Origin of the sequence: Candidatus Accumulibacter meliphilus, assembly GCF_036625345.1 — a bacterium.
Classification (GTDB): domain Bacteria; phylum Pseudomonadota; class Gammaproteobacteria; order Burkholderiales; family Rhodocyclaceae; genus Accumulibacter; species Accumulibacter meliphilus.
In genome coordinates this window covers 374,189-400,188 of record NZ_JAZKTZ010000002.1, presented here as the reverse complement: position 1 = coordinate 400,188, position 26,000 = coordinate 374,189, and the positions used below count along the sequence as shown (strand labels likewise).

Here is a 26,000-nt window from a genome sequence, read left to right as displayed (position 1 = left end):
TTCGGGGGTCGGTCCATTGACGGCAGGCCGGAAGAGCGCCGCGGAGTCAGCGCTGCACGCGCAGGCGGTTCTGCACGCGGCGTAGCCTTTGATAGGGCGCGATCACCAGCTTGGCGCTGCCGCTAGGGTTGGCGGGGAAAATCAAGCAGAAGGCCGCTTTCGCGGCCTTCTGGTGCTATACGGGCTGGCTACTCGGTAATCAGTTCCCGCCAGGAAACGCGGCGTGTATCGAGCGGCGTCGGTGCGGTCGGAACCGGCGCACTGATCGTCTCCGGCGAGTCGGTCCTGATCAATTCCCTGATGGTGCCGTCTTCGAGGCGGATCACGCTCGGCGAGGTGCTCAGGTAATCACCGAGTTTAATGCCGACCAGCCCGTCCGTTCCTTCCACAGCGCTACCGGTACGGTAGTCGAGGAAGTAGGCGAAGCTGACGCCGACCGGAACGCAGGCGCCGCTGGTTGGCGTATTGGTGTTGAACGCCAGCGTGCTGAGCTGCAGGCGCAGGTCGGTATTGACCCTTTCGCCGGCCACCGGGAAGTCGATGTACCAGCCGTCGTTGGTATTGAAATCAACGGCGTTGTCCGAACTGGTGACGATCGGTTGGCCCTCGATACAGTAGGCATTCCCCTTGGGGCATGTGCCTTCTGTCAGCGTTTGTGGGACGAAACTGGCTAACGACCGTGGGTTGCCATAGTCGCTATCGGTGAGGTCGTCCTTGATCGCGTACAGCGATTGCTGTTGCGCAGTTACCAGGTCAGGCGAGCCGAGCAGTCGGCCGGTGCCGATAAACACCACCGCGTGGCTGCCGACCTTGCCGAGTTCGGGTTTGCTGGTGATCGGCTGACCTTCGCCGTCGGCGTCGACCAGGGTGGCCAGCCGTTGTGCGTCGTAGACCGGCGGATCTGCGCTGACGGGGATGTCGGCGTTGACGTCGAAGCGCCACAGGTTGCCGAGCAGGTCGCCGCCATAGACTCGCCGCGTGGTGTTGTTGTTGTCCGGGAAGTATGTCCAGCCGGCGATCCGCGCCAAACCGCTCGGCGTGTCGGCTGTGCCGACGTCTGTGCTGATCGTATTGAGGAGCGCTCCGGTACCGGCGTCAAGGATGAACAGCCGCCCTTGGCCGTCGCCTGGGGAGACGTTGTTGTAGCCCGAGGCGACGATCACCACCCAGGTGCCATTCTTGAGCTTGGTGATCACCGGGTTGCCGTAGGTGTAGCCGAGATTTTCGTCAGTGAACTCCCACAAGCCTTTGGGGGCAGCCGGATCGGTGATGTCCAGCGCGTAGTAGCCGCGTCCACCATTGTTCAGGCCGCCGACCAGGATCGTCTTCCATACGGCCGACGTTGTCGCACAGCTGCTGATACAGGCGTCACCGGCGACCGGCGTGGCATCAACCAGGAATTGATGCTTATCGGGCACTGCGTACTTCTTGTCGGCCAGCTTGTAGAGATCGGGGATCACTATCGCTGGAACATAGGCCCACGTTTCCTCGCCGGTCGCTGCATCGAAGGCGTGCAACATACCATCGTTGGCGGCGACGTATACCCTGGCGGCTCGGCTCTTGTTGGCGTCCTTGAAGGCGTTGTACTGCAGGTCAGCATAATTCCACGGCGATCCCTGCACATAGACCGCTTCAGAGCCGACGATGTCGCCGAGCACATGCGAGCGCTGGCGGTAGTAGCTGCTGAGGTCGTCTTCCGAACCTTCGTGGCTCTTGTCACCGCGAATGAAGTTGAACAGTGGTTCGCCCTCGGCCTTTTCTTGCGTTGCGACGGTCAGACAGATCGTACCGACCTCACAGAACTGTGACAGCGTGCTGATCGCCGGCAGCTGGAAGTAGACCTGCTCGGCTGGCAATTTGCTCCACAGGAAATCCCTGAGCTTGTTCGTGGACTCGGCGTCCGTATCGTAGGTGTAGATGGTGCGCACCGTGTGCGTGTCCTTGGAAACCTTGGTGTCGAGCAGTGCCTGTGCTGCCCAGACGGGCGCCGACAGTTCGCCGGTGCCCGGGTCGATGCTGCGTTTGACGACTTCCCCCGCCCAGTCGCCCGCAGTGAACGAAACCTCGAAGACGCTGTTTTCGCCGCCGGACACCAGGTTCGGGCTGGTCACCGTGACTGCCGCCAGCGCACCGGCCTTGATGCCGACGCTCTTCAAGGCGTCACTGAGACCCGTCGCCAGGGACGACGGGTCTGTGGCGCTGAAGTAGGTGCCGCGGCCGTTGACGGCGGCGTGCCAGAGGTCGTCGATATTGGCCTGTGAGTCTTCTGCAGGCTTCGGCCAGTTGCACTCGCCGGCACTTTGCCAGGAGCACGTCCCCGCGTCAGGATCCGCGAGCTCTCCCGATTTGATGCTGTTGAAATCGGGGCTCTTGGCGCTCTCGTAGTCCCGGTCGTATTGCATCAGCCCTGAGGCGCCCAGACCGAGTGTATAGGTGTTCATTTTTTGCCACGGGTACTCTGTTTTCAAGTCGTTCGAACACACGTCGCCGAAGCTCGTGGTCGCGCCGCTGATGATCGGGCCGCCCGTACACTTCGGCGGATCCTGCAAGGGGTCGCGCAGGTCGGTCTTCCAGTAGTACTCGGCGACGTCAGCCAGCGTGTCGCTGGTCGGACCGAGTGTACCCACGCTGCTACAGCTCGTCGTGACCCAGTCGTTGCTCGCGCTGGCTACTTGCTTCTTGCAGCTGGAGCCGGCTTCGATGTCCTTCGGGCCGTCTGTTTTCGGAGTACAGGTTGTTCTTACAAAGCCATTGCCTTCGTTGGGATCAGCGTCCACGCATTTTTCACCGCTGGGCACGTGCGTTGTGACTACCGGCAGCTTGCGGTGCGTGCAGGTGGTGGTTCGACCGTCAGCAGTCACTGTGCCTTCGTCGCACGAGGCGACATCGTCGTCTTTGATTGGCGTGGGTATACAGATTCGGGTTGCAGTCGACTCGCAGGCGGTCGTGCTAACCCAATCAACCAGGTCGCTCCACTTGGGGGTGCCGCATTCGGTGCTGTCGTCTGGCGTGCATGATTCCGCATCGGCCCAGGGCGCCCAGACGGGATCGCCGCACTTTCTCGCCAGTCCCTCGGTGTACTTTGTTGGTCCGGTGGATTTACCCAGGGCCGTACACGAGGTGCCGTCGATCGGGTCGCTCCATTCGGTGTACTGGCACTCGCGTACGTCCGTCGACACCGTGCACGAGGCAACATTGGTCCACTCGCCCCAGTCCTTCCGACATTCGGTGGCGCTGCCGACGGGGTAATCTATTGGCCCGGAGGATCGTTTGGACTCGGTGCACCCATCGACGTTGGTCCAGTCGGTTTTCAGCGAATATTGGCACCACGTTTTTCCGCTAACGGCTTTACAGGAGGCAGCCGGCTTGAAATCCGACCCTACGGTCAGGCACTCTATCTTGTCCGTTACCGCGTCGCATGTGCTGGTATCGGTAAACGGCGTCCAGACGTTCTGGCACTCGATTTTCCGCGGGTAGACTGCACCGGCAGGCAGTACCTCCGTACACGAGGCAGTGTCGCTCCAATCGCTCGGAGTGAGGTATTTACAATCCGTTCGCGTCGCCCCGGAGCTAACCACGGTGCACGTCGAGCCTAGGGGAACGTCTTCCCAGCTGGCGTTGATCCTGCACTCCTTCTTGGTTAATAGCGTAAAGGGCGATTCCGTAGAATAGGATTCCTCGCAGGTAGGGTCGTTGTGCCAGTCGCTTGTTTTATCGTTGTACTCGCACTCTACCGATCCCGCCTTGGTTTCGCATGTCGTGGTGGCCACCGCCCAGTCGCTCCAGGTCTTCGCCCTGCATCGACGCGCGACTTCAACCGTGTAGTCGGGAGCAGTCGATTGCTTTGCTTCTGCGCAGGAGTCGACGTCCTCGTAGGATGACCAAGCGGTGTACCGGCAGCGCGTGAAATCGGTGACTTTACACGACTCCACATCGACCCAGGTATCCGTAGCTGGCCAGTCGGCCCGACAGCCTTCCACCCACGTGCCGGCGGTGAAGCTTGGTCCGACGGGTTTCGTAACCGCTGTGCAGCTGTCGGCGTTCTCCCACTTGCCGTCGTCGTACTGGCAGGCTGAATCGGTGGTGTAGGTTTTGGTATCTTCCCCGCCGCTACCTGTTACGCCGCCTTTAACCACTGTGCAGCTGGCAACGTCTAGCCAGCCAGATGCCGCTAATACGGAGCAGCGGACGGACCCTGCCTTCGGCGTGCACTTATCGACATTGCTCGGACCGGTCCAGCGGGTGCCGCCGTCGCTCGATGTCAGTTGCTGAACCTGAGTCAGGTTCTGCTGCAACCGGTGCGTATTGCTCTGCAGCTGTGCGCTCGCGCTCTGCAAATGCGACGTACTTTCCTGATCCTGGTCCTTCGTTCTCTTTCGGAGGTTGTACGTTTTTGCTTGAAGTTTGCCGGTCTTGTACTGCACCTCCGTCGTCCGGGTTTGCGGCTGCGTCTTTGTTCGGCTTTGTAGGTGCGAGCTGGTGCTGATCTCGAGTTGCCAAGTCTGGCTCTGCCACTGTGTTTTCTCCCGGCTCTGGAGCTGCGCCGTCTGGGTCTGCTGCGTTTTTGTCCTGGTCGGCACCAGCTTGTCCTGACTCTGGCTCTGAACGATCTTCAAATGAGCCTGCTCCAAGGTCGGCTCCAGCGTTTTCTCAGTCCACGACTTGGTTTCCTGCTCTTGTGGACCACCGGCGTCGAGTTGCGGACGTACCTCAAGCCCGGGGCCGTCCTGATCACCGACGGCAGTGACGCCGTTCCACTGGAAGCCTTCGCCCTCGTTCCAGTAGCCGTCGGTCGACAGAATGGTGACGTTCTGTTGGCAGTAGAACTGCACCGGGTCTACGACGGTGACGCCATTGAACGTCAGATCGTTCAGACGGCCGGCGTACAGGCGGCCGGCGTTCGACAAGGCGACGCGCAGGGGCGTTTGTTTGCCAGGAACCGCAGCGAAGACTTTGTCATACCAGGCTTTCTTGTTGGTGGCGTCGAACGCGGCGATATTCTGGAAATCGGTCGTCGCATTGTTGTTGATGGTCATGTAGCCGACGCGGTAGCTGCTGCTGATCGGCTGGAACGACAGGCTGGCCGCGGTCTTCATGGCCTGCATGCGCGTGTGGTAATACGCCCACCAGTTGGCGTAGTTGGTCATTTCCGCTTCATAGGAGCAAGGGTCGGTCTCGCAGTCGCTGCGACGGGCGTCCTTGACGGGGAGCACCGTCGAGGGGGTAATGACGGTCAGCAGATTTTCTCCCGGCGCCTCGTTCGTCGACGGAGGCGCAAAGGGGACGGTCGCAAGCGTCATCTCGCCGCTCGCGGAAATAGCCGGCTTTTCCACGGCGTCAGGGATGCCAGGGGCGCTGATAACGACGGTCTTGCCCGCGGCGATGGCGCTGTACCCGACGATCCCGCAGTCGAGAGCCTTCTCGAAGGTGCAGGCATTGATGCCGTCGGCGACGTTTTTGGCCACGGTCTCGGGAACGTTTGACGCAACCGTCGGCGCTGGCAAGAGCTCTTTGTCATGGACCTTGATGCTGGTGACCGAGGTGCTGTCGGTTCCACTGATGGTGACGGTGCTGACGCGTGGCGCTGGCATGCGCGGGAAGTTGAAAGGGGTGTTTTCGCCGGCCGGATCGATCTCGGTCGCCTGGCAGTCGCCGTCTGCGGGGGTTTTGGCGGCGGCAGCGGCTGCCGATTTGCACCAGCGCAAGTAGGCGGGGACCGGATACTCGGCACTCTTTGCGCTGGCCTCGACGCAGGTCTTCATGCTCTGATTGGTACAGTATTCGCCGGGGACAGTCGTGAAGAAATAGGCGTTGCCGACCAGGTTGACAGTGCCGTCGTCCTGCACGCCGTAGCCGTCATTCTTGACCGTCGTCCAGGTGGTCTGGCTGGGGTATGTGGTGGTGTCGGGTGTGCCGTCGGCATTGAAATACCTGGGCGGCGTATAGTTGACCGCGGGGTTGTAGGCGATGCCGTTGAAACGCGGGTTGCGCTTCTGATACAGAGGCAGCAGCGGCGCGCCGTCCTTGTCACCCGCCCAGTCCGGCAGGTAAGGCCAGTCCATACTTGCCGAGTCGTCGAGGACGAACAGGATATTCGGCGAGATGGCGACCGACGAGGCCCCGGATATCGGCGAAGTCGCCAGTGAGGTGATGCCGGCGTGGACGCTGGTAGCGACGAGGAGCAAGGCGACCAGCGCGCTCGATCGGGTCATGTGTTTGATGGCTTCCATGGCGAACTCCTGGTCAAATTCTCTGGGGACCTATAGCGCAACGATCGTCTGGATGTAGGCGACGGTATTGCGTGGTCCGGCAATGCGTGTGGTGATCCGGTAATACACCTGATTGCTGGTCAGCGGCTGGACGCCGCCAGCGCTGAGGCTGCCGCCGGTGCTGATCGAGGCGGGTTGCTTGGCGCAGTTGGCGACGTGCGGAGCACCTCTTTGTTCGCACAGGCGATGAACGACATACGAGACGGTGTTGTTGGCGTCGTCGGTTGCGCCGGTAACCGCCTGTGCGGCCAGGGTCGCCATCCAGAAAGCATTCCAGGACTGGCCAATCGCCGGGTCCTGCCTGAGGGCGACGTAGCCGTTGGCGGCGGTAATTCCCGGCGCCACGGCAACGGGATTGCTGTCCTGGTGCAGCGAAGTGTCGCCCAGCAGGTTATGCGGCTGCAGCCAGTCGCTGATGGCGACTTCGGTGCTCCGTTCGCCCGCGTGTACGGCCGACTGATGGAAAGACTGGTTGCCGGCAATCAGGTTGGCGGTGTCGACCGAGCGAATGAGTGCCACTCCGGACAAAGTCAGCGCAACCAGGATGATCAGCGCGACGAGCAGGACGACGCCGCGCTGGTTGCTGCGCGGGTGACCGGCGAGGGCTTGGCGGCGGTGGAGAAGAGCTTGCCTTAGGTACATGTTCCCATCCAGGGCAGGTTGCGAATCGGGATGATGGTTTCGAAGACCTTGTAGCGGTAGTTCTGCCAATTCCCACGTCCGCTCAGAGTGAGCGCTGCGCCCGCGCTACCCGCCCAGAGCGGCGCGGCGGCGGTGATCGGGTCGCGCTCGACCTGGCTGTTGCGGGCGACGATGGCGATACGTACCGCTGAGGTTCTCGCCCACAGGCAGGCGAGTGTTCTCTGGTCGGCGTCCGCGGGGGTGGTCCGATCCCAGGAGTCGACGCCGCTCACATCCGTCGAGGCGTGTCCGTACTGGGCGCGCAGGCTGACGATGTTGTTGGCGATGGCGACATAGTTGGCGGCTGAGCTGCAATCGGCGGCAAGGTAGTCGCAGACCGTCAGGTTGCCGCCACGAACGGCGTAGGCCAGGAATCTCGGGTTGGCGCCGAGGTTGAACAGCGTGCCGCCATCGACCGCGCCGCTCACGTCGCTGACGGTGACGTTGGGCGCCACGACGGCAGTAACTGCTGCCAGAATGAAGGTGCAGCCCGCTGTGGGGGCCGACGGCGCAGCGATGACCCAATCTCCCGGCGGACCCACGCTGTAATTTGGCGCCGCCTGTACGGCGAGTTGCAAGCCGTTTATCGCCGTGATCACATCGCCCTCGGGCGGGCCTTCGTTGTTGCCATAGGCGATCAGCAAGGTGTCGGTGTTGGCATCGCCGGCCGGAACGTCTGCGGTCGGCGGATTGATGGTCACCGGTGCCAGCTGCGCCAGCGTGCGACTGGCCGGCGCCGGGAGGGCGAGGGGGCAGCCGAAGGTGTTGACGGCGTTGAAGCCGTAACCGCCCTGACGGATGTCGCGCTGCAGCGCATAGAGCGCCATGGCGCCATTGCTTTGTGCGTCGCCGCTGCCGGTCGTGGCTCGCCGTTGGCCCTCGGCGGCGGAGAAGACCTGCATCATGATGATCAGGCCGAGCATGCCGATGACCATGGCCACCATCACTTCAACAAGAGTGAAGCCGCGGCGAAGAACTGGCGCTGTTGGTGGTCGTGTTGAAGGTGATTTCATGGCGTTCATGGATTTCTGGCGATTTGCGAGACGATGATGTGACGATGGCCGGCTAAATCGGTTGCCATCTCCGGGGTGCGCCAGAAAAGGGTGATCTCAACCACCCCCGCTGCGTCGACGGTCACCGTCGGCAGGGTCGAGGTGACGCCGTCCGAAGCCGCGACAACGCCTGGCAGACCTTCAGGGCCTGCCACGTCGGCCAGCCATGCGTCGTAAGCGTCACCACCCGTTGCAAAAGCGGTCAGATCGTTGCTCACCCACATTTGCCCGATCAAGCGGTTCGCCAGCAGCGTTGCGTCGGTCCGGTATTTCGCGTCGCCAGTGAGCTGGATGGCGGTCGCCTGCAGGGCGACCAGCGAAAGGATGCCCAGCGAGAAGATCAGGATCGCGATCAGGGCCTCCAGCAGCATGACGCCTGATTGCCCCTGGGGAAGTTTCGCGCGCCCGTTCATCCGCATCCCTGCGCATCAGTGGTGGGCAAGGCCGGATCGCACATGCGTATCTGGCCGCCGACCGAAATCTCGGCACGTAGGCAGCGCACCGCTCCGCCAGCATCCACGCAGGCGGCACCCGCTGCGTCGGTGAAACTGATAGCGATGGTGCCGCCAGGCAGGGGCGTGGGGCGACCAAGGCCATTGAAAACGATCGCCGCTTGCCCCGCCGCCACCGTTGTCGCCGCGCCGCCACTTTCGGTTCCGCCGCGCAACTGAATGATGCGTGGCGCCAGGGTATCGGAGGGGGCCACGTCACACTGCCCGACAGGCGAATCGACACTGACGATCCAGTTGGGGCCTGCAGTGCTCAGCGCGCAAGCGCTGGTGGTCGTGTCAACCAGGTACAAACCAACCGTGGTGTTGCGTCGCACCGCCTCGGCCCTGGCCAACTGCAGGCCGTTCAGTACCGATTCGGCTGTCGTACGCACCCTGGCGTTGCGCATCCAGTCGCTGAACGCCGGAATGCCGATGCTCATCAGGATGCCGAGGATGGCCATGCCGACGATCAGTTCGATCAGGCTGAAGCCACGCATGCCGTTCAACAGCCACCTCCCTTGTTGGTCATCCAGCAGGCAGCCAGTGCATGTACCCAGCCGGACGGTGCCGGGCTGGCAATGGTGCTGCTTCTGACGTTGGCCTGGTCGAGGGTGTAAGTGAAGCCGCTCATTGAACTCTTGCCGGTGGCCGTCAGGGTGTAGGTGGTGGCAGTGAGGGTCGGGCAGGTGAAATTGAAGTATTGGCTGGCGGTGGTGTCGTCGGCGCAGGCGAGAGAACTGATCTCGGGGTCGGCACCTGCCGCCGCACGGAAGTACGTATGGTTATCCTGAAAGAACTGCTCCATGCGTACGCGTTTCTCCGAAAGCCCGGCGGTGGCCTGGGTGATGCGTGAGCGGATCAGGTAATCGGAATAGGCGGGAACGGCGATCGCCGTCAGGATGCCGATGATGATCACCACCATCATGATTTCGATCAGGGTGAAGCCACACTGGTTCTTTCTCACGGTGCTCCTCGACAGCAGGGGTGGCCGGCGAAGACGAACCGGCGAATGGTGCAATCATAGTCGAGCGCTTCCGCGACGCAAACGACGAGCGATGTACGGCATCAGTGGCCGGACGAGTGGCAGCGCCCGCATTGCCTCGGGCGCCTAGAATCCGGCTGCTGCCAGTTTCGGCATTCTCTTTCGGACGGTGGATTTTTTGATGTCGGTCTTCTCAGGCAGCCTGGCGGGGTGGCCAAAATGGCAGCAGCTGGGCCTGGCGCTGGGCCTATCCCTGGTCTTGCATCTGGGCGGGCTGGCGGCCCTGCGCTGCGTATTCGGCGCGGCGGCTGACGTGGCATCGTTGCCGGCGGCGGGGCGTGCAGCGACGGCGATCAGCGCCGTCCTTCGTGCTCCACTGCAAGAGCCGGGACGGGAAGGACCGCAGCCGGCAAGCGCGGCGCCTGCGAGCGGGGCAGCAGAGGAGGTCCGTGCAGCCGGCGCAGCGGCTGGAAGTGGCGCAATCAGCGCAATCAGCGCAATCAGCGCAGGGAGCGCAGGCAGCGCAGGCAGCGCAGGCAGCGCAGGTAGAGACTCGGGAGCGAGTGCGGGCGCGAGCAAGGCGCCGTCGCCGCCGCGCGTGTCTGCCGATGGGCTCGCGGCGCACGGGCAGCGCCTGCTGGCCGCGTCTGTGCCGCCCTACCCGGTGCAGCCCTTGCCAGCAGAGCTGTCAGCGGGCCCGCGGTATTTTCGTCGCTCCGAACTGACCGTCGCGGCCGTGCCGCTGGACGAGCCCGCGATCGAGCCACCCGATGACAGCGCAGGCCATGCGCTGCCCGGCGGCAAGGTGGTACTACGCGTCTTCCTGGCGGCGGATGGCGCGGTCGACCGCGTCGAAGTGGCAAGCAGCAGTCTGCCACCCGCGTACGACCAAGCGGCGGTCGCCGCCTTTTCCCGCTTGCGCTTTCGCCCCGGTGAAATACAGGGGGTCGCGGTAAGCAGCGAAAGCCGTTTCGAGGTCGGCTTCGACGATGGCGATCCTGGCAGCAGTCACGCCAGCGATCGCCATGGGCTCAGCCCTGCAACTCGCGCGGCAGCGCAAAGGTGACGTTTTCTTCGGCACCGTCGAGTTGTTCGAGCTTGCTGCGATCACCCGCGGCGAGCCGATCGACGACGTTTTGCACGAGCACTTCGGGTGCCGAGGCGCCGGCGGTGACGCCGACGCGGCTGGCGCCGCTGAGCCAGGCGGGGTCGATCTGATCGGCCTGGTCTACCAGGTAGGCGCGGCTGCCGATCAGTTCCGCCACTTCGCGCAGGCGGTTGGAGTTGGAGCTCGACTCACTACCGACAACGAGCACCACGTCGCTTTCCCGGGCCAGTTGCTTGACGGCGTCCTGGCGGTTTTGCGTGGCATAGCAGATGTCGTCCTTCTTCGGGCCGATGATCGCCGGGAAACGCTCCCGGAGGGCGGCGATGACCTGTGCGGCGTCGTCGATCGAGAGCGTGGTCTGCGTCACGTAGGCCAGCAGGGCAGGGGTTTTCACCTGCAGTTGGCGGGCGTCGGCGAGGGTTTCGACGAGGTACATGCCGTCGCCGCTTTGTCCCATCGTGCCTTCGACTTCGGGATGTCCCTTGTGGCCGATCATGATGATCTCGCGGCCTTCATTGCGCATCCGGGCAACTTCCAGGTGCACCTTGGTGACCAGCGGACAGGTGGCGTCGAAAACCTTCAGGCCACGCCCTGCCGCTTCTTCGCGAACCGCTTTGGAGACGCCATGAGCGCTGAAAATCACCGTGCCGCCGCTGGGCACGTCGGCCAGCTCGTCGATGAAAACGGCGCCTTTGCTGCGTAGATCGTCGCAGACGAACTTGTTATGGACCACTTCATGGCGAACATAGATCGGCGCCCCGAACTTTTCGAGCGCCCGTTCGACGATGGCGATGGCGCGGTCTACGCCGGCGCAGAAGCCGCGGGGATTGGCGAGAATGATCTGCATGCTGGGCCTCACATGATGGCGATGATGTGGACTTCGAAGCGCACCGGCTTGCCGGCCAGCGGATGGTTGAAGTCGAAGGTCGCGCTGCTCTCGGTCAGTTCGCGCAGGAAGCCGGCAAAATCGCCGGCGCCGTCGGGCGAACTGAATTCGATCAGCGAGTTGACTTTGAGTTCGACCTCCGCCGGCAGCGCGCTGCGTGCGATACGTTCGATCAGGCGTGGATTGTGGGCGCCGAAAGCGTCTTCCGCCGCCAGTTCGAAGACCCGGCGTTCGCCAGCGGCCATGCCGATCAGGCAAGCCTCGAGCGTCTCGGCGAGCTGACCACTGCCCATCTGCAGGGTCGCCGGCGAGAGATCGAAAGTGCTCACGTATTCGGTTTTGTCCACGTCGGAAAGACTGTAGTGCAGCGTCAGATAGCTGTCGCGGCCGACGGTCGGAGCGCTTTCCGGAGCGGCGGGAGTGCTTGGCGTGGGTGGAGTGGCTGGAGTGGGCTTCATGCGCTTCCTCGCTTGCTGGCGGCGGCGCCGCGGTCAGGGTCGTGGCTCAATTGCGTTCGCCGTGGCGCGAGCGTGCGGCGTGGCGATGATTCTCGTCGCTGTTGTGCGTGCCAAACAACTGGTCGATGATCATCAACACCGCGCCGACGCTGATTGCCGCGTCGGCGATGTTGAAAGCCGGCCAGTAGAAACCGCCGGCGTGCCATTGAATGAAGTCGACCACCGCGCCGAAGCGCAGGCGATCGATGACGTTGCCGAGAGCACCGCCGAGGATCAGGGTAAGCGCCAGCGAGATTGTGAATTCACCGCTATGGCGCGGCAGGAGGCTGACGATCCAGGCCGAGATGGCCAGCGCCAGCGCGGTGAAGAACCAGCGCTGCCAGCCGCCGGCATCGGAGAGGAAGCTGAATGCGGCGCCAGGGTTGAAAGTCAGCACCCAGTTGAAGAAGGGGGCGACGTAGATCGAATCGCCGGGCTGCAGCCAGGCCAGGACCAGCCACTTGCTGAGCTGGTCGAGGAGGACGATGACCCCGGCCAGCCACAGCCAGCGCTCGATATTACGCGAAGGCACGACTTTCACCCTCACCGTCGAGATTGCTGACGCAGCGACCGCAGAGGCCGGGCCTAGTCGCGTGGCTGCCAACGTCGTCGCGGACGTGCCAGCAGCGCTCGCACTTGGGCGCCGCCAGGGGCGCGCAGAGCAACTGCTCGGCAGCGCTGTCGAGCACCTCGATCACCGTCGCCTGCGAACAGATCAACACGAAGCGCAGGTCGTCGCCGAGCGAAGCGAGGATGGCGTGCTTTTCGCCAGCGCAGTGCAGGCGGACCTCGGCCTGCAGTGAGGAGCCGATTTTGCCGGCGATGCGCAGTTCTTCGAGAGCGCGCATGACCTCGGCGCGATAGGCGCGGATTTTGCGCCACTTGCCGAGCAATTCGGCCTCGTCTGCCGGTTCCGGTAGCGCTTGCCAGGTGTGCAGCATCACCGACTGCTCCGTGTCGCCGGTCTGCAGCTGCCAGATCTCTTCGGCGGTGAAGGAGAGAATCGGCGCCATCAATTTGACGAAGCTTTGCAGGATGTGCCACAGGGCGCTTTGCGCCGAGCGCCGCGCGGGCGATCCGGCGGCCGTGGTGTAGAGACGGTCCTTGAGGATGTCGAGGTAGAAGCCGCCGAGATCTTCGGAGCAGAAAGTCTGCAGCGACTGGACGACGTGATGGAACTCGAAGCGGGCGTAGTCGGCTTCGCATTGCGCCTGCATTTCGCGCGTCAGGGCCAGCGCGTAGCGGTCGATTTCCAGGCACTGCTCGACCTCCAGCAGGTCGCGCCCGGGGTTGAAGTCGGCGGTGTTGGCGAGCAGGAAGCGCAGGGTGTTGCGGATGCGCCGGTAGGATTCGACGACGCGCTTGAGAATCTCGTCGGAGATCGACAGTTCGCCCGAGTAGTCGGTGGCGGCGACCCACAGGCGGAGAATCTCGGTGCCCAGAGTGTCGGCGATTTTCTGCGGGGCAATCACGTTGCCTCTCGACTTGGACATTTTCAGGCCCTTGCCGTCGACCACGAAGCCGTGCGTCAACAAGGCATTGTAGGGCGCGCGGCCGTCCATGGCGCAGCCGATGAGCAGCGAACTCTGGAACCAGCCACGATGCTGATCGGAGCCTTCGAGGTAGAGGTCGGCGGGGTAGCTCAGCTGGGCGCGATGCGATCCGCGCAGGACGCTCGAGTGCGTCGCGCCGGAGTCGAACCAAACGTCGAGGGTGTCGCTCATCTTGCGATACTGCTCGCTTTCGGCGCCGAGCAGTTCCTGCGCCTCGAGCGCGAACCAGGCTTCGATGCCGGCTTTTTCGACTCGCTGGGCGACGGCTTCGACCAGTTCGGCGGTGCGCGGATGCGGTGCGCCGGTCTCGCGATGCAGGAAGAAGGGGATCGGAACGCCCCAGTTCCGCTGTCGTGAAACACACCAGTCGGGGCGCGTCTTGATCATTGCTTCGAGGCGGGCGCGACCCCAACTCGGGAAGAACTGCGTTTCGTCGACGGCGCGTTCGGCGCACCAACGCAGGCTCGCTTCTTCGTCGTTGTGGGCGAGCGGTGGCTGGCCCGCCGCCGGCGAGTCGTCGGCTGCCGTCCGCGCTCGCTGTTCCATACCGACGAACCACTGCGTCGTGGCGCGGAAAATAATCGGCGTCTTGTGGCGCCAGCAGTGCGGGTAACTGTGCTGGATTTTCTCCGAACAGAGCAGGTGGCCGCTGGCGGTGAGCTGCTGGAGGACCAGCGGGTTGGCTTCCCAGACGCTTTTTCCGACCAGTTCGCCGACTGTCAGCGGCGGCGTGCCGGCCACGAAGCGGCCGTCGTCGCCGACCGGGTTGTTCACCGGCAGGCCATAGACCTTGCCGATCAGGTAGTCGTCGGTGCCGTGCGCCGGCGCGGTGTGCACCAGGCCGGTGCCGGCTTCGACGGTTACGTGGCGACCACAGATGATGGCTACGTCACGGGCCTGGAAGGGGTGGCGGAGCAGCACTTGCTCGAGTGCCGCGCCCCTGGCGGAACCGAGTACCTTGCCGGTCAGGGCATAGCGCTGCAGGCAGGCGTCGGCGAGTTCGCGAACCAGGATCAGCGCGCCTTGCGGAGTGTCGATCAGCTGGTATTCGAAGTCCGGGTGGGCGCTGACCGCCTCGTTGGCCGGCAGGGTCCACGGGGTGGTCGTCCAGATGACGGCGAAAGCGGGGCCACGCAGGTGGCTCAGGCCGAAGGCCCTGGCCACTTTGTCGGCGTGATTGGCATGCACTTCGAAAGCAACATCGATCGCCGCCGAGCTCTTGTCTTCGTATTCGACTTCGGCTTCGGCCAGTGCCGAGCCACAGTCGAGACACCAGTTGACCGGCTTGAGGCCCTGGTAGAGGTAGCCTTTTTCAAGAATCGCGCCGAGCGCGCGGATTTCGTCGGCCTCGGTCTTGAAGTCCATCGTCAGGTAGGGATTGTCCCAATCGCCGAGAATGCCGAGGCGGATGAAGTCCTTCTTCTGACGCGCGATCTGCTCGGCGGCAAAAGCGCGGCAAAGCGCACGCACCTGGTCGGCCGCCACGTGTTTGCCGTGCAGCAATTCGATCTGATGCTCGATCGGCAGGCCGTGGCAATCCCAGCCCGGAACGTAGGGGGCGTCGAAACCGGCCAGGGTCTTGGCGCGGACGATGATGTCCTTGAGGATCTTGTTGACCGCATGGCCGATGTGAATGTCGCCGTTGGCGTAGGGCGGGCCATCGTGCAGCACGAAACGTGGCCGTCCCTGCGCGGCCGCGCGGATGCGCTCGTAGAGCTTGCCCTCCTGCCAGGCGGCGACCCACTGTGGCTCGCGGCTGGGGAGATTGCCACGCATCGGAAACGGCGTGTCGGTCAGGTTGAGGGTTTGCTTGTAGTCAGCCATGGCGGGTCTCGGAACTGGAAATAGGCTTTCGCGGCTTCGACGTCGGCAGCGATTTGCGCCTTCAGGGCGTTGAAGTCGGGGAATTTCATTTCGTCGCGCAGCTTGTGCAGGAAACGCACGTTCAGGTGCGCGCCGTAGATGTCGGCGCAGAAGTCGAAGAGGTGTACTTCGAGCAGCGGTCGCGTCACCTGGTTGGCGCTCGGGCGGTAGCCAAGATTGGCGGCGCCGCGCTGCGGGCCGCCGGGCAGTCCCGTGACCTCGACGGCGAAAACGCCTTGCAGCGGCGGTTTCTGGTGCTTGATGCGGATGTTGGCGGTGGCGAAGCCCAACTGCCGGCCGAGTTGTTCACCCCGCACCACGCGTCCATCGATCGCATAGGGGCGGCCGAGCAGGCGCGCGGCGTGCTCCAGGCGCCCGTCCTGGAGCGCATCGCGAACCGCCGAACTGGATGCGCGTTGGCCTTCGAGAGTGACGCTGTGCATGGCTTCGACCTGAAAACCGAGGCGGGCGCCGGTCGCGCGCAGCAAGGCGAAATCGCCACTGCGTCGGGCGCCAAAACGGAAGTCGTCGCCGACGATCAGATGGCGGACGCGCAGCGCGTCGACCAGCACCTGCTCGATGAACGCTTCCGCCGTCAAAGCGGCGAAGGCGGCGTTGAAGTGGCAGACATAGCTCAGGTCGACGCCGTCATCGGCGAGCAGTTCGAGTTTTTCGCGCAGCGTGGACAGGCGCGACGGCGCCGCTTGCGGCGCGAAGAACTCGCGCGGGTGCGGCTCGAACGTGAGCACGGCAGCCGGCAGGCCGGCGTTCGCCGCGGTCGCCGTGAGGCGGGCGAGCAGCGCACGATGACCCAGGTGTACGCCATCGAAGTTGCCGATGGTCAGTACAGTGGCGCTGTGTGCTTGCCGGGAATAACCTCGATAGACGAGCATCGGGGGCAGGTGAGGGCGAAAAAAACGTGCAATTATAACCAGTTTCGTGCACCGTCAGCGGCTATCGAACAGCGCTCGACCGTCTTCCTCGGGCCGGCTGTTGTCCGTGTGGCGGCGCGATTGGCAGTAAGATGCCAGCAGTTTTGCTGCTGCGTTCGTTCCGCGCAAGGGCTCGGCGGCGCCGCCAGCCGGTGCTGCATGCGGGTTCCGGGCGCTGCTCTTTACCGTTTTTACTTCTCCTGGCAGTGATGAACAACAGCAATTGCTACCATTGCGGTCAGCCCGTGCCGGCTGGTGTCGATCTTGAAGTCGGCATCGACGGTCAGCCGCGTGCCATGTGCTGTGGCGGCTGCCAGGCGGTGGCGCAGGCGATCGTCGCCAATGGCCTGGCCGACTATTACCATAACCGCGACCAGCTGCCGAATGCGCCGCGCGAGGTGCTGCCGGCGCTGGTCGCCGGCCTGCAGGTCTACGATCACCCGGATTTCCAGAAGAGTTTCGTGCGCGTTCTTCCGGCCGCTGGCGACGCTGGCCGCGACGGCGCCGCCGGCGGCAGCGAACGGGAAGCGTCGCTGATCCTCGAAGGGATCACCTGCTCGGCGTGCATCTGGCTCAACGAGCAGCATCTCTCGCGGCTCGCCGGGGTCACCGCGGTGGACATCAACTACGCCACGCGGCGTGCCCGGATTCGCTGGGACGAGCAGCGCATCAGGCTCTCCGACATTCTGGCGGCGATCGCCGCCATCGGCTATCACGCCCATCCCTACGATCCGGCGAAGAGTGAGGAGCTGGCTGGAAAAGAGCGGCGGCGTGCGCTGTGGCGGCTGTTCGTTGCCGGTTTCGGCATGATGCAGGTGATGATGTACGCCGTGCCACTGTACCTGGCCGGCGATGGCGAAATGACGCCGGACATCGAGCTGCTGCTGCGCTGGGCGAGCCTGCTGCTGACCACGCCGGTGGTCTTCTATTCGGCGGCACCGTTTTTTCGTAATTCCTGGCGTGATCTGCGCCTGCGCCGGGTCGGCATGGATGTACCGGTTGCCCTCGGCGTCGGCGCAGCTTTTGCGGCCAGCGTCTGGGCCACCCTGACGGCGAGCGGCGAGGTGTACTTCGACTCGGTGACGATGTTCGTCTTTTTTTTGCTGACCGGGCGTTTCCTGGAGATGAGCGCCCGGCAACGCGCGGTCAGCGTGACCGAGGCGCTGGCCAGGTTGATGCCGGCCGTGGCCGGCCGCCTGGCCGCTTATCCGCAGAGCCGCGAGGTCGAGCAGGTGATGGTCGCCGACCTGCAGCCCGGCGATGTCGTGCTGGTCCGGCCCGGCGAGACGATTCCGGCCGACGGGCGGGTGCTCGAAGGGGCGAGCAGTAGCGACGAGGCACTGCTCACCGGCGAAAGCGCGCCGGTGAGAAAAGAGCCAGGGCTGGCGGTAACCGGTGGCGCGCTCAATATCGAAAGCCCGTTGCTCGTCGAGGTGGTGCACGTAGGCGAGGCGACGCGCCTATCGGCGATCATCCGGCTGATGGAGCGGGCGGCGGCCGAGAAACCGCGCATCGTCGAACTGGCCGATCGGATTGCCGCTCGTTTCATCATCAGCTTGCTCGCCCTGGCGGCCGCGGTCGCCGTCGTCTGGTGGACCATCGATCCTGCACAGGCGCTGTGGATCACGGTGTCGGTGCTGGTGGTTACCTGTCCCTGCGCCTTGTCGCTGGCGACGCCGGTGGCCCTGAGCGTGGCCAGCGGGGCGATGGCCCGGGCGGGCCTGCTGGTGACGCGTAGCCACGCCGTCGAAACCCTGGCTCGGGCCAGCCATTTCGTGTTCGACAAGACCGGGACGCTGACCAGTGGGCGTATGCGCTTGCTTGAAGTCTTGCCCTTGACGGAGGAGGTGGCGGCGGCGCATTGCCTGGCTCTGGCGGCGGCGCTGGAGCAGGGGTCCGAACACCCGATCGCTGCCGCCTTGCGCGCCGCAAGCAGCGTCCAGGCGTTGCCGCTGGTTGACTCGCTGAGCAACGAGCCGGGGCAGGGGATTACGGCCCGGCACGCTGGCCGCCGCGTCCGTCTCGGCCAACCCGGCTATGTTCTCGCCTTGCACGGCGAGCCGTTGCCGCCGTCGGCCGCGGCCGTGCTGGCCAGCGGTGATACAGTCGTCGCTCTCGGCGACGAGAATGGCTGGATGGCGCTGTTTCGTGTCGGCGACGAGCCGCGGCCGGAAGCCGCGGCGCTGGTCGCGGCCTTGCAGGCGCAGGGGCGGCAGGTCATTCTGCTGAGCGGCGACGCGGCTCCGGCGGTGCAGCGCGTGGCGCAGGCCCTGGCCATCAATGAGGTGGTGGCGGCTGCGTCACCGCAGACGAAGCAGGATTTTGTTCGCCGGTTGCAGGACAGTGGAGTGGTGGTGGCCATGGTCGGCGACGGCGTCAACGATGCGCCGGTGCTGGCCCAGGCACAGGTTTCGGTGGCCATGGGTGGCGGGGCGCAGTTGGCGCGCACGCAGGCCGACCTGGTCCTGCTCTCCGAAAATCTGGATCACCTGCGGCGTGGCGTATTCGTCGCGCGCCGCTCGCTGGCGGTGATCCGGCAGAATCTGTTATGGTCTTTCGCTTACAACGTGGTCGCCCTGCCGCTGGCGATGGGTGGTTACATCACTCCGTGGATGGCCGGTATCGGGATGTCGGGAAGTTCGCTGCTGGTGGTGCTCAATTCCATGCGCTTGCAGCAAGTCGGCGGGAGATGAGGGCTGATGGAAACGCTATACCTGCTGATTCCGATATCGATTGTCCTGGTCTTCCTGATCGGCATCGCCTTCTGGTGGTCGCTGCGCAACGGTCAGTTCGACGACCTCGAGGGCCCGGCCTACCGCATTTTAATGGACGACGACCGGGTCGCAAGTCCACTGGAGAAGGGCCCCGATCCCGCGCCGGCCGAAGACGGGCGCCGGCCAAGCTGAGCGAAATCCCCGACGGCCGACCGCCAGCACTTTTGACGCACATCAAACGAAATACTTTTGCGGCTACGATAATTGTCAGCATCGTCAGCATTGGGCGTCACCAACACGCTGGCATTGTGCGCTGCGGGATGTGAAGGGCTTTTTCTGGGTTGGGGTTGGGGTGCGTCTCGGCGCACCCTTTTTTTGCCCATTCGACGTCGATGATCGTTTGGCCGCTGTTTGACGGGTGTCACGTTGCGCCGCAAGCGGTTAAAATAGCATCCGCAAAGCCGGTGTCCATGGGGCGGTAGTGGGCATTGCGGTGTAAGGGGCGGTGAGAACCGGTTTACAGTCATAAACGAGGTGAGTCCATGTCGGAAACTCAGTCAACATACAACTACAAGGTGGTGCGGCAGTTTGCCGTGATGACCGTCATTTGGGGCATTGTCGGAATGCTGGTCGGGGTGATCATTGCCGCCCAGTTGGTCTGGCCTGACCTTAATCTGGGCTTCCTGCATTTCGGGCGCCTGCGTCCGCTGCATACCAACGCGGTGATCTTTGCGTTTGGCGGCAGCGCACTTTTCGCTACCTCGTATTACGTCGTACAACGCACCTGCCATACGCGAATTTTCTCGGACGGGCTGGCGGCTTTCACTTTCTGGGGCTGGCAGGCGGTGATCGTTCTGGCGGCCATCACGCTGCCGCTGGGGATCACCCAGTCGAAAGAGTATGCCGAGCTCGAGTGGCCGATTGATATCCTCATCGCGGTGGTCTGGGTTTCCTATGCTGTCGTGTTCTTCGGCACCATCGCCAAGCGCAAGGTGACCCATATCTACGTCGCCAACTGGTTCTACGGCGGCTTCATCCTTGCCGTTGCGCTGCTGCACATCGTCAACAGCGCCGCCATCCCGGTTTCCCTGACCAAGTCCTACTCGGCTTATGCCGGCGTGCAGGACGCGATGGTGCAGTGGTGGTATGGCCACAACGCGGTGGGCTTCTTCCTGACCGCCGGCTTCCTTGGCATGATGTACTACTTCGTACCCAAGCAGGCAGGCCGCCCGGTGTACTCCTACCGTCTGTCGGTGGTGCACTTCTGGGCGCTGATTTTCACCTACATGTGGGCCGGCCCGCACCATCTGCACTACACGGCACTTCCAGACTGGACGCAATCGGTGGGGATGGTGTTTTCGCTGATTCTGCTGGCACCTTCCTGGGGCGGCATGATCAATGGCGTGATGACCCTTTCCGGTGCCTGGCACAAGCTGCGTGACGATCCGATCCTCAAGTTCCTGATCACCTCGCTGTCCTTCTACGGCATGTCGACTTTCGAAGGTCCGATGATGGCCATCAAGACGGTCAATGCGCTCTCGCACTACACCGACTGGACGATCGGGCACGTGCACTCCGGCGCGCTTGGCTGGGTGGCGATGATCTCCATCGGCTCGATGTACTACCTGTTGCCGCGCCTCTACGGCAAGCCGGAAATGTTCAGCGTCAAACTGATCACGGTGCATTTCTGGGTGGCGACGATCGGTGTTGTGCTCTACATCGCTTCGATGTGGATTGCCGGCGTCATGCAGGGGCTGATGTGGCGGGCGGTCAACGCGGACGGTACCCTGACCTACAGCTTTGTTGAATCGGTCAAGGCCTCGTATCCGTTCTGGGCGATCCGTTTCGTCGGCGGCGTTCTCTTCCTTTTCGGCATGCTGATCATGGCCTACAACATGGTCAAGACGATGGCTGGCGGGCGCACGGTGGACGATGCGCTGGTCCTGCAACCGGCTGCTCAGCACGCCTAAGAGAGGAATGAAATGAAACTTACGCATGACAGTATTGAACGCAATGTCTGGCTGATGGTGGTGTTGACCATTCTGGTGGTCAGCGTCGGTGGCCTGGTCGAAATCGTGCCGCTCTTTTTTCAGAAGTCAACCACCGAAGCGGTGGCCGGGCTGAAGCCCTATAGTCCGCTACGCCTGACCGGGCGTGATGTTTACATCCGCGAGGGCTGCTACCTTTGTCACTCGCAGATGATTCGGCCGTTCCGTGCCGAAACCGAGCGCTATGGCCACTATTCGGTCGCCGGCGAGTTTGTCTACGATCATCCCTTCCAGTGGGGGTCGAAGCGTACCGGCCCGGATCTGGCGCGCGTCGGCGAGCGTTATTCGGACGAGTGGCACCGCGCACACCTGATCAATCCGCGCGACGTGGTTCCCGAATCGAACATGCCGGCTTTCGCTTTCCTGGAGGGCAATCCGGCCGATGCGGCGCAGATCGAGACCAAGATGCGGAGGCTGCGCATGGTCGGGGTCCCCTATTCCGATGAGGAAATCGCCGCTGCCAAGGCGCAGCTTGAAGGCAAGACGGAACTCGATGCCCTTATCGCCTATCTGCAGGGGATGGGTCTCGAACTGAAGAACGCGAAGTAAGCTCATGGATATCAACGATCTACGAGCCATCGTCACCGTCGTTTCTCTGCTCACCTTTCTGGGAGTGGTGTGGTGGGCCTACGGCGTGAAAAGCAACAAGAAGCGCTTCGAGGAAGCGGCCATGCTGCCGTTCATCGATGAGGAAGCGGATTGGGCCGAACTCGGCCTGGATCGCAACGGAAAAAGGAAAGCATCATGAGCGATTTTGTGAATCAGTTCTGGAACTGGTACGTCATTCTCCTGACAGCGATCAGTATCATTGCCTGTAGCGTGGTGCTCTGGTCGCAGAACATCACGCCGGTCAGCAGCGGCAATGCGGCGACCACTGGTCACGTCTGGGACGAGACGCTCGAGGAGTACAACAACCCGCTGCCGAAGTGGTGGATGTGGTTGTTCCACATTACCGTGGTCTTCTCGCTGGTTTACTGCGTTCTCTATCCGACGCTCGGCAGTTTCCAGGGCGTACTGGGTTGGTCGTCGAGTGGGCAGTACGCGAAGGAGATGGCGAAAGCTGATGCCGAAACCAAGCCCCTGTACGACAAATACCTGGCGATGGATTTGCCGGCGCTGGCCGCCGACAAGGAAGGCGTCGAAACTGGCAAGCGCTTGTATCTGACCTATTGCATGCAGTGTCATGGTGCCGACGCGCACGGCGGGAAAGGTTTCCCCAATCTCGCCGACAACGATTGGCAGTGGGGCGGCGAGCCGGCCCAGATCGTTGAAACGATCAGTGCCGGTCGGACGGGGGTCATGCCTGCGCACGCTCAACTGGGCGCCGAAACGATCAAGGATCTCGCCAACTACGTACGCTCGCTATCAGGTTTGCCAGCCGATTCTCTGCGTGCCGCCAAGGGTCAGGAAGCTTTCAACAGCGTCGGCTGCTCCGGCTGCCATGGGGCGGATGCAAAAGGAATGGCTGCGCTGGGGGCGCCCAATCTGACCGACAAGGTCTGGCTGTACGGCGGTTCGGAGGCGACGATCATCGAGACCATCAGCAAGGGGCGCACAAACCAGATGCCTCCCTGGCAGGCATTTCTCGGTGACGCCAAAGTGCATGTCCTGGCCGCCTATGTGATGAGCCTGGGCAAGGGCGGCGAGAGCAAGTAGCGGGGGCCGTTCAGCCTGAGCAAGAGCGGCCGCCTGGCCGCTCTTTTTTCTTGCTGCGCGATCCGTTGCCAACGGTCACACGGACGCGGCAAGCGCTGGCCAAGCCAATTTCTCATATTCAAAAGTTTTCAGGAACCCTGATGAAAAAATCCACAACGCTTACGCTTACCACGCTTGCTGCCGTTCTCCTCCTCGCCGGCTGCGCGAGCGACAGCGCCATGATGGGCAGTGGCGCAACGGTTACCGCCAGCGACAAGACGCGCATGACACACAGCGGTTTCTTGTCCGACTACGCGCGCCTGAGGTCAGCCCCGGGAGCTGAGGGAGCCGAATGCTGGCGAGATCCGAAGCTCGACGCCAAAAAGTACGACAAGGTGCTGATTTCGCGCATCGTGGTGTCGCTCGTCGCACCGAGGGACCCGAGCGCGCCGCAGACCATTGATCCAAGTGATCTCAAGACGCTCACCGACTACTTCCACGATTCGCTGGTCAAGGCCTTGAAGCCGCAGATGCAGGTGGTCGATCAGGCGGGGCCAGGGGTGCTGGTAATGCGCATCGCGCTCACTGACCTGGTACCCACCAAGGTGACCGATAGCGTCGCCGGAACGCTGATTCCCTACGGTTTCGTCGTTGAAGCGGGCTCCGGTGCGGCCACCGGCCGGCCGGCGGGTTCCACCCCCTACATGGGCGAGACGGGCATGGAGATGCAGTTCCGCGATGGCGGGTCGGGCACCATCGTCGCCGAATGCCGGGACACCGAGATCGGCCGCAAGTACGCGGCAGACGTCGACGGGAGCGCCGTCGGCACAGCCCAGACCTGGGCCAGCGGCTACCTGAATTCGTTCCAGGCCTGGTCCTACGCCAAGGATGCCTTCGACAAGTGGTCGCTTCTGGTTGCCAGGCGTCTCGGCGAACTGCGTGGCGTCCAGCAGTAAGCGAGCCAAACGGCCGTGGACGAGTCGTCGGCGGCTTCACGAAAAGGCTTGGAACATGCGCTGCTCCCGAATCGCTCCTGTCGCTGATACATATCAAACCCACTTCGGACGCCAATCTGTATATTAGCGTTTGATGTAATTCTGAAATTGATCGGAGCTAAGATCATGAATGAGGCAGCCAACAGACAGGCCAAGGCAATTCCCATCAACGTCGAAGGTTTGTACGAGAAGCACAAAACAGTGTATGCCCGTACCGTGACGGGGCTGTTCAACAACTGGCGCTGGGCGATGGTGTTTTTTACTCAGGCCTTGTTCTACGGTTTGTGCTGGTTCGAATGGAACGGCCGCCAGGCGGTTCTTTTCCATATCGTCGAACGCAAGTTCTACATTTTCGGCATGGTCTTCTGGCCGCAGGACGTCATCTATCTGGCGATCCTGCTGGTGATTTCGGCCTATGGACTGTTTCTGGTCACCGCCGTGGGCGGGCGCCTGTTCTGCGGCTACGCCTGTCCGCAGACCGTGTACACCGAAATACTGATGTGGATCGAACGCAAGATCGAGGGCGAACGTCCGGCACGAATGAAGCTCGACGCGCAGCCGATGAATGCGCGCAAGTTCCGGCTCAAGTTCGTCAAGCATTCGCTGTGGCTATTGGTTGCGCTATGGACGGGGATTACCTTCGTCGGTTATTTCACGCCAATCAAGGAACTGCTCGCGGAAATGCTGTCGTTCCGGATCGGGCCATGGGAAGCTTTTTGGGTCTTCTTTTATGCTTTTTTCCTGTACATGATGGCCGGTTTTCTCCGCGAGCAGGTCTGCAAGTACATGTGCCCGTACGCACGCTTCCAGGGCGTGATGTTCGACTCCGACACGCTGATCATTACTTACGACCCTGAGCGCGGCGAGCCGCGCGGGCTGCGCAAGAAGAAAGGGGCTGCCGATGCGCCGCCACTGGGTGACTGTGTGGACTGCAGCATCTGCGTTCAGGTTTGCCCGACCGGTATCGATATTCGCAATGGTCTACAGCTCGAGTGCATTGCCTGTGCGGCCTGTATCGATGCCTGCGATCAGGTAATGGACAAAGTCGGTTCGCCACGCGGCCTGATTCGCTACTCGACCGAGAACGCTCTGGCCAAACACTACACGGCGCGCGAGATCATCGGGCACCTGTGGCGTTTCAGAACGCTGCTCTATAGCAGCATCCTGCTGGCCATCATCCTCGCTGCCGTGTGGAGCCTCAGCCAGCGCGTGCCGCTGAAGCTGGACGTGTTGCGTGATCGTTCGAGCCTGTCACGCGAGGCCACCGACGGGCGTATCGAGAACGTGTTCACGCTGCGCATTTCGAATACCGCCGAAGTCCCGCACCGCTATGCGATCACGGTCAGCGGCATGGACGGTATCGATATCCTTGGCGAGCGCTTTGTTGATCTTCCGGCCGCTTCGTCGCAGACCGTTTCCCTCTCGGCGCGAGTCGAGCCAGGGGTTGGGAAAAAAGGCTCCAATGAAATCTTTTTCGAGGTCCGTTCCGAGACCGACGACAAGCTCTCGGTTCGCGAAAAAGCAAGCTTTTTCATGCCATGACGAGTAGGCGCGCGACCGATAGCGGCCCATGGTACCGCGAGCCCTGGCCCTGGCTGATCATGCTCGGGCCGGCGGTGGTCATTGTCGCTGGTGTGGCGACAGCCTATCTGGCAGTGATCAGCAATGATGGCCTGGTGGCCGACGATTACTATAAGCAGGGACTGGCGATCAATCAACGCAGCGAGCGTCACCAGCGTGCGGCCGAGTTGGGGCTCGAGGCGGAGCTGATTCTCGGCGGGGATCGCGATCGCATTCGCGTTCTGCTGCGTGCCAAGGAGGGGACGCCGTTGCCGGCGACGCTCACTTTGCGCATTACGCACCCGACGCGGCCGGGTTTCGATCAGAGCGTTTCAATGCGCTCCGAAGGGGGCGGTGTCTATGGCGCCAAGCTGCTGCCTATCCATGGCCGCTGGCATCTTGTTCTTGAAGATGAACAGCAGGAGTGGCTGTTGGCGGGCGACTGGGAGAGTGACAAACAGCCTGCGCTGCGGCTGCTACCCTCGGCCCGAGCACTGCCTCCCAAAGAAAAAATTTCAGTTGATAAAGAAAGGTGAGAAATGGCTTGGGATCTGTTGTTTTCGAGTGATTACGGTCTGTTCAGCGTTTTCGTGATTGTCTTCCTCCTCGGCATGTCGGTCTGGTTCCCGTATTACTTCCACAAAAAAATGCGTCAGGACGAACAGCGGAACAAGACTTAGGCTACAACGCCTGATTGCCATTATCGGCGGGCGGCAAGGACGCCGCTGCTACCG

The 26,000-nt window shown here is 62.8% G+C and carries 22 protein-coding genes; 11 read left to right on the top strand and 11 right to left on the bottom strand.

The window, feature by feature from the left end:
* Positions 1-188: 188 nt before the first annotated feature.
* Genes V5B40_RS05325 through V5B40_RS05300 form a run of 6 tightly spaced genes read right to left on the bottom strand, consistent with a single transcriptional unit; the run spans position 189 to position 9,457 of the window.
* Positions 189-6,230, bottom strand: a complete 6,042-nt coding sequence (locus V5B40_RS05325) for a pilus assembly protein (RefSeq protein ID WP_332353554.1) — start codon at positions 6,228-6,230, stop codon at positions 189-191.
* Positions 6,231-6,260: 30 nt separating this feature from the next.
* A complete protein-coding gene (locus V5B40_RS05320) occupies positions 6,261-6,911 on the bottom strand; it encodes a pilus assembly PilX family protein (RefSeq protein WP_332353553.1) in 651 nt (216 codons plus the stop codon).
* A complete protein-coding gene (locus tag V5B40_RS05315; RefSeq protein ID WP_332353552.1) occupies positions 6,902-7,963 on the bottom strand; it encodes a PilW family protein in 1,062 nt (353 codons plus the stop codon). Before V5B40_RS05315 ends, V5B40_RS05320 begins: the two co-directional genes overlap by 10 nt.
* A gap of 5 nt (positions 7,964-7,968) precedes the next feature.
* On the bottom strand, positions 7,969-8,415 hold the full coding sequence (locus V5B40_RS05310) for a type IV pilus modification PilV family protein (protein WP_332353551.1): 447 nt from the start codon (positions 8,413-8,415) through the stop codon (positions 7,969-7,971).
* A complete protein-coding gene (locus V5B40_RS05305) occupies positions 8,412-8,990 on the bottom strand; it encodes a GspH/FimT family pseudopilin (protein WP_332353713.1) in 579 nt (192 codons plus the stop codon). The genes V5B40_RS05310 and V5B40_RS05305 overlap by 4 nt, the downstream gene beginning before the upstream one ends.
* A 5-nt stretch (positions 8,991-8,995) precedes the next feature.
* Positions 8,996-9,457, bottom strand: a complete 462-nt coding sequence (locus tag V5B40_RS05300; RefSeq protein WP_332353550.1) for a type IV pilin protein — start codon at positions 9,455-9,457, stop codon at positions 8,996-8,998.
* A gap of 199 nt (positions 9,458-9,656) precedes the next feature.
* On the opposite strand from V5B40_RS05300, the gene V5B40_RS05295 reads away from it, so the two are divergent.
* A complete protein-coding gene (locus tag V5B40_RS05295) occupies positions 9,657-10,541 on the top strand; it encodes an energy transducer TonB (protein ID WP_332353549.1) in 885 nt (294 codons plus the stop codon).
* Here the strand turns inward: V5B40_RS05295 and ispH are convergent.
* The 5 genes from ispH to V5B40_RS05270 are packed head-to-tail and all read right to left on the bottom strand — an operon-like array spanning position 10,507 to position 16,275.
* Entirely contained in the window at positions 10,507-11,430 is a 924-nt protein-coding gene (ispH, locus tag V5B40_RS05290) for a 4-hydroxy-3-methylbut-2-enyl diphosphate reductase (protein ID WP_332353548.1), read from the bottom strand. The two genes, V5B40_RS05295 and ispH, sit on opposite strands and share 35 nt — an antisense overlap.
* Positions 11,431-11,438: 8 nt before the next feature.
* On the bottom strand, positions 11,439-11,927 hold the full coding sequence (locus V5B40_RS05285) for an FKBP-type peptidyl-prolyl cis-trans isomerase (protein WP_332353547.1): 489 nt from the start codon (positions 11,925-11,927) through the stop codon (positions 11,439-11,441).
* 46 nt (positions 11,928-11,973) lie between these two features.
* Complete coding sequence (gene lspA / locus V5B40_RS05280; protein ID WP_332353546.1) at positions 11,974-12,498, bottom strand: signal peptidase II; 525 nt, start codon at positions 12,496-12,498, stop codon at positions 11,974-11,976.
* Complete coding sequence (ileS, locus tag V5B40_RS05275) at positions 12,485-15,343, bottom strand: isoleucine--tRNA ligase (protein ID WP_332353545.1); 2,859 nt, start codon at positions 15,341-15,343, stop codon at positions 12,485-12,487. The genes lspA and ileS overlap by 14 nt, the downstream gene beginning before the upstream one ends.
* Positions 15,313-16,275 carry a bifunctional riboflavin kinase/FAD synthetase gene (locus V5B40_RS05270; RefSeq protein ID WP_332353544.1) on the bottom strand — a complete coding sequence of 321 codons (963 nt, stop codon included), beginning with the start codon at positions 16,273-16,275 and terminating at the stop codon, positions 15,313-15,315. Before V5B40_RS05270 ends, ileS begins: the two co-directional genes overlap by 31 nt.
* A gap of 248 nt (positions 16,276-16,523) precedes the next feature.
* Between V5B40_RS05270 and V5B40_RS05265 the strand changes: the two genes are divergently transcribed.
* From V5B40_RS05265 to V5B40_RS05220, 10 genes are all read left to right on the top strand, one after another.
* The gene (locus V5B40_RS05265; RefSeq protein ID WP_332353543.1) at positions 16,524-19,007 is read left to right on the top strand and encodes a heavy metal translocating P-type ATPase; all 2,484 of its coding nucleotides are present in this window, start codon (positions 16,524-16,526) and stop codon (positions 19,005-19,007) included.
* 6 nt (positions 19,008-19,013) lie between these two features.
* Entirely contained in the window at positions 19,014-19,220 is a 207-nt protein-coding gene (ccoS, locus tag V5B40_RS05260) for a cbb3-type cytochrome oxidase assembly protein CcoS (protein ID WP_332353542.1), read from the top strand.
* 350 nt (positions 19,221-19,570) lie between these two features.
* Positions 19,571-20,998: a cytochrome-c oxidase, cbb3-type subunit I gene (gene ccoN, locus V5B40_RS05255; RefSeq protein ID WP_332353541.1), complete on the top strand. Its 1,428-nt coding sequence runs from the start codon at positions 19,571-19,573 to the stop codon at positions 20,996-20,998.
* Between the two features lie 12 nt (positions 20,999-21,010).
* A complete protein-coding gene (gene ccoO, locus V5B40_RS05250; protein WP_332353540.1) occupies positions 21,011-21,625 on the top strand; it encodes a cytochrome-c oxidase, cbb3-type subunit II in 615 nt (204 codons plus the stop codon).
* A 4-nt stretch (positions 21,626-21,629) separates the two neighbouring features.
* Positions 21,630-21,824 (top strand): cbb3-type cytochrome oxidase subunit 3, encoded by a 195-nt coding sequence (locus V5B40_RS05245; RefSeq protein ID WP_332353539.1) that lies wholly within the window; start codon positions 21,630-21,632, stop codon positions 21,822-21,824.
* Positions 21,821-22,732 carry a cytochrome-c oxidase, cbb3-type subunit III gene (gene ccoP / locus V5B40_RS05240; RefSeq protein WP_332353538.1) on the top strand — a complete coding sequence of 304 codons (912 nt, stop codon included), beginning with the start codon at positions 21,821-21,823 and terminating at the stop codon, positions 22,730-22,732. Before V5B40_RS05245 ends, ccoP begins: the two co-directional genes overlap by 4 nt.
* 140 nt (positions 22,733-22,872) lie before the next feature.
* The gene (locus tag V5B40_RS05235; protein WP_332353537.1) at positions 22,873-23,667 is read left to right on the top strand and encodes a DUF3313 domain-containing protein; all 795 of its coding nucleotides are present in this window, start codon (positions 22,873-22,875) and stop codon (positions 23,665-23,667) included.
* 165 nt (positions 23,668-23,832) lie between these two features.
* On the top strand, positions 23,833-25,248 hold the full coding sequence (gene ccoG, locus V5B40_RS05230) for a cytochrome c oxidase accessory protein CcoG (protein ID WP_332353536.1): 1,416 nt from the start codon (positions 23,833-23,835) through the stop codon (positions 25,246-25,248).
* Complete coding sequence (locus V5B40_RS05225) at positions 25,245-25,802, top strand: FixH family protein (RefSeq protein WP_332353535.1); 558 nt, start codon at positions 25,245-25,247, stop codon at positions 25,800-25,802. Before ccoG ends, V5B40_RS05225 begins: the two co-directional genes overlap by 4 nt.
* 3 nt (positions 25,803-25,805) lie before the next feature.
* Positions 25,806-25,946 (top strand): DUF3149 domain-containing protein, encoded by a 141-nt coding sequence (locus V5B40_RS05220; RefSeq protein WP_332353534.1) that lies wholly within the window; start codon positions 25,806-25,808, stop codon positions 25,944-25,946.
* Positions 25,947-26,000 lie beyond the last annotated feature (54 nt).

Excerpts from the sequence above, each read along its gene's own strand:
- V5B40_RS05270 (WP_332353544.1), bottom strand. The coding sequence starts at position 16,275 with ATGCTCGTCTATCGAGGTTATTCCCGGCAAGCACACAGCGCCACTGTA.
- ccoP (WP_332353538.1), top strand. The coding sequence starts at position 21,821 with ATGAGCGATTTTGTGAATCAGTTCTGGAACTGGTACGTCATTCTCCTG.
- ileS (WP_332353545.1), bottom strand. The coding sequence starts at position 15,343 with ATGGCTGACTACAAGCAAACCCTCAACCTGACCGACACGCCGTTTCCG.
- V5B40_RS05315 (WP_332353552.1), bottom strand. The coding sequence starts at position 7,963 with ATGAAATCACCTTCAACACGACCACCAACAGCGCCAGTTCTTCGCCGC.
- V5B40_RS05265 (WP_332353543.1), top strand. The coding sequence starts at position 16,524 with ATGAACAACAGCAATTGCTACCATTGCGGTCAGCCCGTGCCGGCTGGT.
- V5B40_RS05310 (WP_332353551.1), bottom strand. The coding sequence starts at position 8,415 with ATGAACGGGCGCGCGAAACTTCCCCAGGGGCAATCAGGCGTCATGCTG.
- V5B40_RS05325 (WP_332353554.1), bottom strand. The coding sequence starts at position 6,230 with ATGGAAGCCATCAAACACATGACCCGATCGAGCGCGCTGGTCGCCTTG.
- ccoG (WP_332353536.1), top strand. The coding sequence starts at position 23,833 with ATGAATGAGGCAGCCAACAGACAGGCCAAGGCAATTCCCATCAACGTC.
- V5B40_RS05235 (WP_332353537.1), top strand. The coding sequence starts at position 22,873 with ATGAAAAAATCCACAACGCTTACGCTTACCACGCTTGCTGCCGTTCTC.
- V5B40_RS05285 (WP_332353547.1), bottom strand. The coding sequence starts at position 11,927 with ATGAAGCCCACTCCAGCCACTCCACCCACGCCAAGCACTCCCGCCGCT.
- V5B40_RS05245 (WP_332353539.1), top strand. The coding sequence starts at position 21,630 with ATGGATATCAACGATCTACGAGCCATCGTCACCGTCGTTTCTCTGCTC.
- ispH (WP_332353548.1), bottom strand. The coding sequence starts at position 11,430 with ATGCAGATCATTCTCGCCAATCCCCGCGGCTTCTGCGCCGGCGTAGAC.
- ccoS (WP_332353542.1), top strand. The coding sequence starts at position 19,014 with ATGGAAACGCTATACCTGCTGATTCCGATATCGATTGTCCTGGTCTTC.
- V5B40_RS05295 (WP_332353549.1), top strand. The coding sequence starts at position 9,657 with ATGTCGGTCTTCTCAGGCAGCCTGGCGGGGTGGCCAAAATGGCAGCAG.
- V5B40_RS05225 (WP_332353535.1), top strand. The coding sequence starts at position 25,245 with ATGACGAGTAGGCGCGCGACCGATAGCGGCCCATGGTACCGCGAGCCC.
- ccoO (WP_332353540.1), top strand. The coding sequence starts at position 21,011 with ATGAAACTTACGCATGACAGTATTGAACGCAATGTCTGGCTGATGGTG.
- V5B40_RS05220 (WP_332353534.1), top strand. The coding sequence starts at position 25,806 with ATGGCTTGGGATCTGTTGTTTTCGAGTGATTACGGTCTGTTCAGCGTT.
- ccoN (WP_332353541.1), top strand. The coding sequence starts at position 19,571 with ATGTCGGAAACTCAGTCAACATACAACTACAAGGTGGTGCGGCAGTTT.
- V5B40_RS05305 (WP_332353713.1), bottom strand. The coding sequence starts at position 8,990 with ATGCGTGGCTTCAGCCTGATCGAACTGATCGTCGGCATGGCCATCCTC.
- V5B40_RS05320 (WP_332353553.1), bottom strand. The coding sequence starts at position 6,911 with ATGTACCTAAGGCAAGCTCTTCTCCACCGCCGCCAAGCCCTCGCCGGT.